This window comes from Micromonospora sp. KC207, from assembly GCF_004348615.1.
Classification (GTDB): Bacteria; Actinomycetota; Actinomycetes; order Mycobacteriales; family Micromonosporaceae; genus Micromonospora.
In genome coordinates, this window is record NZ_SMKJ01000322.1 from 1 (window position 1) to 7,299 (window position 7,299).

Consider the following 7,299-nt stretch of genomic DNA (forward strand, 5'->3'; position numbering starts at 1 on the left):
GCGCCGGACGGCACGGCGTGGGTCAGTCAGCGGGCGGCGAGGGGCTGCCGCGCCGGGTCGACCGGGGCGGGCAGCTCGCCCACCCCGCCCAGGTACGTATGAATCGCGGCAGCCACCGCCCGCCCCTCGGCGATCGCCCAGACGATCAGCGACGCGCCCCGGTGCATGTCCCCGGCGACGAAGACGCCGTCGGCGTCGGTCTGCCAGTCCGGCCGGGCGTCGATTGCGCCCCGGCCGTTGCGGGTCACCCCGAACTGCGCCAGCAGCGGCTGCTCCTCGGTGCCCTCGAAGCCGATCGCCAGCAGCACCAAATCCGCCGGCAGCTCCCGCTCCGAGCCGGGCAGCGCCGTGACGATGCGCCGACCGTCGCGCTTCTCGACGGTCACCTCGGCGATGCGTACGGAGCGCACCTGGCCGGTGCCGTCGTCGACGAACTCCTGCACGGCGGCGGCGAACACCCGGTCCCCGCCCTCCTCGTGTGCCGGGTAGTTGCGCAGGATCCACGGCCAGGTCGGCCACGGGTCGCGCTCGGCGTCGCGGGAGTGCGGCGGCTCGGGGTACAGGTCGAGCTGGTGCACCCCGGCCGCGCCCTGGCGGTGGGCCACGCCGAGGCAGTCCGCGGCGGTGTCGCCGCCGCCGATGATGACCACGTGCTTGCCGGCGGCGTCGATCGGGGTGCCGTCGGACAGCACCGCGAGGGCGGGGCGACCCTCTCCGGCCGCGGCGACCACCCGGTTCGCGGCGACCAGATGCGTCATCGCCTGGTGCACGCCGCGCAGCTGCCGCCCCGGAGTCTCCGGGGTGTCCCGGCCCTGCAACGCGCCGCAGGCGAGCAGCACCGCGTCGTGTGCCTCGCGCAACTGCTCGGCGGTCACGTCGACGCCGACGTTCACGCCGGTGCGGAACCGGACGCCCTCGGCCTCCAGCTGGGCCAGTCGCAGGTCGATGTGCTGCTTCTCCAGCTTGAAGTCGGGAATGCCGTACCGGAGCAGGCCGCCGATCGCGTCGTCGCGCTCGTACACCGTCACGGCGTGACCGGCGCGGGCGAGCTGCTGGGCGGCGGCTAGGCCGGCGGGCCCGGAGCCGACCACGGCGACCGACCGGCCGGTCGGCGTCGCCGCCGGGCGGGGTTCGAGCCCGCCCCGGGTCACCGCCGCGTCGGCAATCTCCACCTCGACCTGCTTGATGGTGACCGGCTGCCCGCCGCCGATGCCGAGCACGCACGCGGCCTCGCAGGGCGCCGGGCAGAGCCGGCCGGTGAACTCGGGGAAGTTGTTGGTGGCGTGCAGCGACTCAACGGCGGCGTCCCAGCCGCCCGTGCGGACCAGGTCGTTCCAGTCCGGGATGCGGTTGCCCAGCGGGCAGCCGTCGTGGCAGAACGGGATGCCGCAGTCCATGCAGCGGGTGGCCTGCTCGCGGATCAGCGCCTCGCCGGCCGGCGGGTACACCTCCCGCCAGTCGGAGATCCGCACCGGCACCGGCCGGCGCGCGGGCAGCCGCCGGTCGTAGCGCAGAAAACCGTTCGGGTCAGGCACGAGCCACCTCCTGGGCGACCACCCGCGTGGCGGGCGGCACGGACGCGTCGGAAGGCGTCGCCGGGGCGGCTGTCGCCACCAGCGCGCTCATCACCGCGTCGTCGACGTCACGGCCGGCGGCTTCGGCGGCCCGCATGATCTCCAGCACCCGGCGGTAGTCCCGGGGCACCACGGCGGTGAACTCCTCCACCGCCTCCGGCCAGCGCTTCAGCAGCGACTCGGCGACCGCCGAGCCGGTCTCGGCGAAGTGCCGATGCACCAGCTCGTACAGCCGGTCCCGCTCCTCGTCCCGCAGCGGGGACAGGTCGACCAGCTCGGTGTTGACCCGCCGCTCGTCGAGGTTCCACACGTACGCGGTGCCGCCGGACATGCCGGCGGCGAAGTTGCGCCCGGTTTCGCCGAGCACCACCACCGTGCCGCCGGTCATGTACTCGCAGCCGTGGTCGCCCACGCCCTCGACGACCGCCACCGCGCCGGAGTTGCGCACCGCGAAACGTTCGCCGACCCGGCCGCGCAGGAAGACCTCGCCGGCCGTGGCCCCGTACAGGATGGTGTTGCCGGCGATGATCTGGTCCTCGGCCCGCTCCCCCGGCGCGGCCTCGCCGTCGACGAACGGCGCGGCGGCGTCCGGGCGGACGATGATCCGGCCGCCGGAGAGCCCCTTGCCGACGTAGTCGTTGGCGTCACCGTGCAGCCGCAGGGTGACCCCGCTCGGCAGGAACGCGCCGAAGGACTGCCCGGCGGTGCCCCGCAGCAGGAACTCGATGGTGTCGCCGGGCAGGCCGGCTCCGCCGAAGCGGCGGGTGACCTCGCCACCGAGCATCGCGCCGACGCTGCGGTGCTCGTTGCGCACCGCCACCTCGACCCGCACCGGCGTGCCGTCGGTCAGCGCCGGTCGGGCGAGGGCGATCAGCTCGTTGTCCAGCGCCAGTTCCAGCCCGTGGTCCTGGGCCCGGATGCCGCGCCGGGCGGCCCCGGCCGGCAGCTCCGGCAGGTGCAGGACCCGACCGAGGTCGAGGCCGTGGGCCTTCCAGTGGTCGATGGCCGGTACGACGTCGAGCAGCTCGGTCTGCCCGATCGCCTCCTCGATCGACCGCAGGCCCAGCTCGGCCAGATAGCCCCGGACCTCCTCGGCGAGGAAGAGGAAGAAGTTCTCCACGAACTCCGGCCGGCCGGTGAACCGCTCGCGCAGCACCGGGTTCTGGGTGGCGATGCCGACCGGGCAGGTGTCCAGGTGGCAGACCCGCATCATCACGCAGCCCTCGACGATGAGCGGGGCGGTGGCGAAGCCGAACTCCTCCGCGCCGAGCAGCGCCGCGACCAGCACGTCCCGGCCGGTCTTGAGCTGGCCGTCGACCTGCACGGTGACCCGGTCGCGGAGCTTGTTGAGCAGCAGGGTCTGCTGCGCCTCGGCCAGGCCCAGTTCCCACGGGGTGCCGGCGTGCTTGAGCGAGTTCAGCGGGGACGCGCCGGTGCCGCCGTCGTGGCCGGAGATGAGGATGACGTCGGCCTTGAGCTTCGCCACGCCGGCCGCGACGGTGCCGACGCCGGTCTCGCTGACGAGCTTGACGTGCACCCGGGCGGCCGGGTTGACGCACTTGAGGTCGTGGACGAGCTGGGCCAGGTCCTCGATGGAGTAGATGTCGTGGTGCGGCGGTGGGGAGATCAGACCGACGCCCGGGGTGGCGTGCCGGGTGCGGGCGATCCACGGCCAAACCTTGTTGCCGGGTAGCTGCCCGCCCTCGCCGGGCTTCGCGCCCTGGGCCATCTTGATCTGGAGGTCGTCGGCGTTGACCAGGTATTCGCTCGTCACGCCGAACCGGCCGCTGGCGATCTGCTTGACCGAGGAACGGCGGGCCGGGTCGCGCAGCCGCTCGACGTCCTCGCCGCCCTCGCCGGTGTTGGACTTGCCGCCGAGGCGGTTCATCGCGATGGCCAGGGTCTCGTGCGCCTCGGCCGAGATCGACCCGTACGACATCGCGCCGGTGGCGAACCGCTTGACGATCTCGCTGGCCGGCTCGACCTCGTCCAGCGGCACCGGCGGGCGGACGCCGGTGCGCAGGGTGAACAGCCCGCGCAGCGACCCTGCCGTCGCGGCCAGCTCGTCGACCTTGGCCGTGTACTGCCGGAAGACGTCGTACTGGCGGCTACGGGTGGCGTGCTGGAGCAGGAAGACGGTCTCCGGGTTGAACAGGTGCAGCTCGCCCTCGCGGCGCCACTGGTACTCGCCGCCGACCTCCAGCCGGTCGGACGCCACCGCGCCCGGCGCCGGCCACGCCAGCGCGTGCCGGCCGGCCACCTCGGCGTGGATGCCGTGCAGGTCGACCCCGCCGATCGTGCTCGGGGTGCCCCGGAAGTACCGCTCGACGAGGCGGGCGTCCAGGCCGACGGCCTCGAACACCTGCGCTCCGCAGTACGACGACACGGTCGAGATGCCCATCTTGGACATGATCTTCAGGACGCCCTTGCCGAGCCCCTTGACGTAGTTGCGCACCGCCTTCGCCGGGTCGACGCCGGTCAGGCCGCCGGTGGCGATCATGTCCTCCACCGACTCGAAGGCCAGGTACGGGTTGACCGCCGCCGCGCCGTAGCCGAGCAGCACTGCCGCGTGGTGCACCTCGCGGCAGTCGCCGGACTCGACGATCAGCGCCACCTGGGTCCGGGTCTGCTCGCGCACCAGATGCTGGTGCACGGCGGCGGTGAGCAGCAACGACGGGATCGGGGCGAGGTCGGCGTTGGAGTCGCGGTCCGACAGCACCAGGATGCGCACGCCGTCCTCGATCGCCTCGGAGACGTGCCGGCAGATCTCGGTGAGCCGGGCCTTGATCCCGGCCCCGCCGTCGCGGATCCGGTACAGCCCGGAGACCCGCACGGCCTTGAAGCCGGGCAGGTCGCCGTCCTCGTCGATGGAGAGGATCTTGGCCAGCTCGTCGTTGTCGATCACCGGGTACGGCAGCACGATCTGCCGGCAGCTCGCCGGGCCCGGGTCGAGCAGGTTGCCCTCCGCGCCGATGGTGTGCTGGAGGCTGGTGACCAACTCCTCGCGGATGGCGTCCAGCGGCGGGTTGGTGACCTGGGCGAAGAGCTGGTGGAAGTAGTCGTAGAGCAGCCGCGGCCGGGTCGACAGCGGGGAGATCGGGGTGTCGGTGCCCATCGAGCCGAGCGGCTCGGCGCCGGTGCGGGCCATCGGGGCGAGAAGGATCTTCAGCTCCTCCTCCGTGTAGCCGAAAATCTGCTGGCGGCGGCGCACCGAGTCGTGGGTGTAGACGATGTGCTCGCGCGGCGGCAGGTCGATCAGGTCGATCAGCCCGGCGTGCAGCCACTCGTCGTACGGCTCGGCGGCGGCCAACTCGGTCTTGATCTCGTCGTCGGAGACGATCCGCCCGGCGACCGTGTCGACCAGGAACATCCGGCCCGGCTGGAGCCGCCCCTTGGCGACCACCGTGGCCGGGTCGAGGTCGAGCACGCCCGCCTCGCTGCCGAGCACCACCAGGCCGTCGGCGGTGCGCCACCAGCGCCCCGGGCGCAGCCCGTTGCGGTCCAGCACCGCCCCGACGATCTCGCCGTCGGTGAACGCGACCGACGCCGGCCCGTCCCACGGCTCCATGAGGCTCGCGTGGAACCGGTAGAAGGCGCGCTTGTCCGCGCGCATGTCCGGGTCGTTCTCCCACGCCTCGGGAATCATCATGAGCACCGCGTGCGGCAGGCTCCGGCCGGCCAGGTGCAGCAGTTCGAGGACCTCGTCGAAGTTCGCCGAGTCGGAGGCCGCTGCGGTGCAGACGGGGAAGACCCGGCGGATGTTGCCGGGCAGGTTCGGGCTGCGCAGCAGTGCCTCACGGGCCTGCATCCAGTTGCGGTTGCCACGGATCGTGTTGATCTCACCGTTGTGGGCGATGATCCGGTACGGGTGGGCCAGCGGCCAGGAAGGGAACGTGTTGGTGGAGAACCGGGAGTGCACCAGCGCGATGGCGCTGTCAACCCGCTCGTCGGTCAGGTCCGGGAAGAACTCGGGAAGCTGGTCGGGGGTGAGCATCCCCTTGAACACCATGGTCCGACAGGACAGCGACGGGAAGTACGCCGGCACGCCCCGCTCGGCGGTCTCCCGCTCGGCCTGCTTGCGTACGCAGAACGCCACCCGGTCCAGGTCGAGGCCGGACAGCGGGGATCCGGCCCGGCCGGCGGGGGTGTCGGTGAGCCGCCGGGCGGCCAGGAATATCTGCCGCACCCGGGGCATCGCCGCCAGCGCGGTCTCGCCGAGGCCGCTCGGGTCGGTCGGCACGTCCCGCCAGCCGAGGACGTCGGCACCCTCGACCAGGGCGTACTTCTCCAGGACCTGGCGGGCGCGGGCCTCGCCGTCGTCGTCGGTCGGCAGGAAGACCAGGCCGGTGGCGTACTCGCCGGCGGGCGGCAGTGGGAAATCGACGACCGCGCGCAGGAAGGCGTCCGGCACCTGGATCATGATCCCCGCGCCGTCACCGGTGTTGTGCTCCGCGCCCCGGGCACCCCGGTGGTCCAGCCGGAGCAGCGCGCCGAGACCGTTCGCGACGACCGAGTGGGAGCGCCGGCCGTACAGGTCCGCCACGAACGCCACCCCGCACGCGTCGTGCTCGTGCGCGGGGTCGTACAGCCCGGCCGCGGGCGGGGCCGACTGCTGGCTGAGAGGGTACGGAAAGGCCACCGGGCCTCCTGTCGTCACTCAGGTTGGATCATGGTCGGGACGACGTCGGCCCTTATGGGTCTATTGAGTCTACGTTAGGGGTAGGCGCGCAAGGCCAGTTCAGATTGATCACACTTCCACATCCTGGGAACGGTAGTCTCGCGCGGTGGATCACGTACGCAATGAGACGACTGGGATGTTCGGCCGGCTGGAGCGGTTCTACGACGCCGTGCCCCGGGACGCCGCCCGTGCGGAGGAGCACGGCCCCCTGGTCCTGTTCGTCCGCGAAGGGGCGGGATGGCCCTTCTATGCCCGTCCCCGCCTCGACGCCGCCGAGCCACCGTCCGTGGCCGACATCACCGCCGTGCGCCAACGGCAGCGGGAACTCGGCCTGCCGGAGGCGTTCGAGTGGGTGCACGAGCGCACGCCGGACCTGCTCGCGGTGGCCCGCGCGGCGGGGCTGACCGTGCTGGAGGCCCCGCTGATGGTGCTCGACCCGGCCGCCCTGGCCGACGCGGACAGCTTCACCGACGTGCCGGTGCGGCTGCTGGACGCGGCGTCACCCGGCCTCGCCGCCGACGTGGCCGCCCGGCGGGCGGTCGCCGCCGTGGGCTTCGCCGCCGCCGGCACCGCCCGGGGCGAGGCCGGCCCGGCGCAGCGGGACACGGCGATCACCGAGCTGGACGTGGCGGCGCTGGAGGAGGAGCGGGCGCGGATCGCCGACGGCCGCCGGCTGTCGGCGCTCGCCGAGGCCCCCGGCGAGGGGGCGCTGGCCAGCGGGATGGCGATGCGGGTCGGGGACACCGCCGAGATCGCCGGGGTGGCCACCCTGCCGTCCGCCCGCCGCCTGGGGCTCGGCGCGGCGATCACCGCCGCCCTCGCCCACGCGCTACGCGCCGCCGGCACCGACCTGGTCTTCCTCTCCGCCGGCAGCGAGGAGATCGCCCGCGTCTACGTCCGGGTCGGCTTCCGCCGGATCGGCACCGCCTGCATCGCCGAGCCCGCCGCGATCATCTGACCTGCGCCGCCCGGGCCGTGCGGGGCGGGACGCCGGTGTCGCCGGTGCGGCCGGAGGGGACGGTGGGGGCGAAGTGGACGGTGCGGCGG

3 protein-coding genes are annotated in these 7,299 nt (G+C 73.4%); 1 reads left to right on the forward strand and 2 read right to left on the reverse strand.

Features of this window, described 5'->3' with window-relative positions; translation table 11 throughout:
• Nucleotides 1-26: 26 nt before the first annotated feature.
• A complete protein-coding gene (locus E1258_RS27915) occupies nt 27-1,535 on the reverse strand; it encodes a glutamate synthase subunit beta (RefSeq protein WP_132406373.1) in 1,509 nt (502 codons plus the stop codon).
• Nucleotides 1,528-6,213, reverse strand: coding sequence for a glutamate synthase large subunit (gene gltB, locus E1258_RS27920; protein ID WP_132406375.1), 4,686 nt, complete (start codon nt 6,211-6,213; stop codon nt 1,528-1,530). Before gltB ends, E1258_RS27915 begins: the two co-directional genes overlap by 8 nt.
• A gap of 175 nt (nt 6,214-6,388) precedes the next feature.
• Between gltB and E1258_RS27925 the strand changes: the two genes are divergently transcribed.
• Complete coding sequence (locus E1258_RS27925) at nt 6,389-7,210, forward strand: GNAT family N-acetyltransferase (protein WP_132406377.1); 822 nt, start codon at nt 6,389-6,391, stop codon at nt 7,208-7,210.
• Nucleotides 7,211-7,299: the final 89 nt, after the last annotated feature.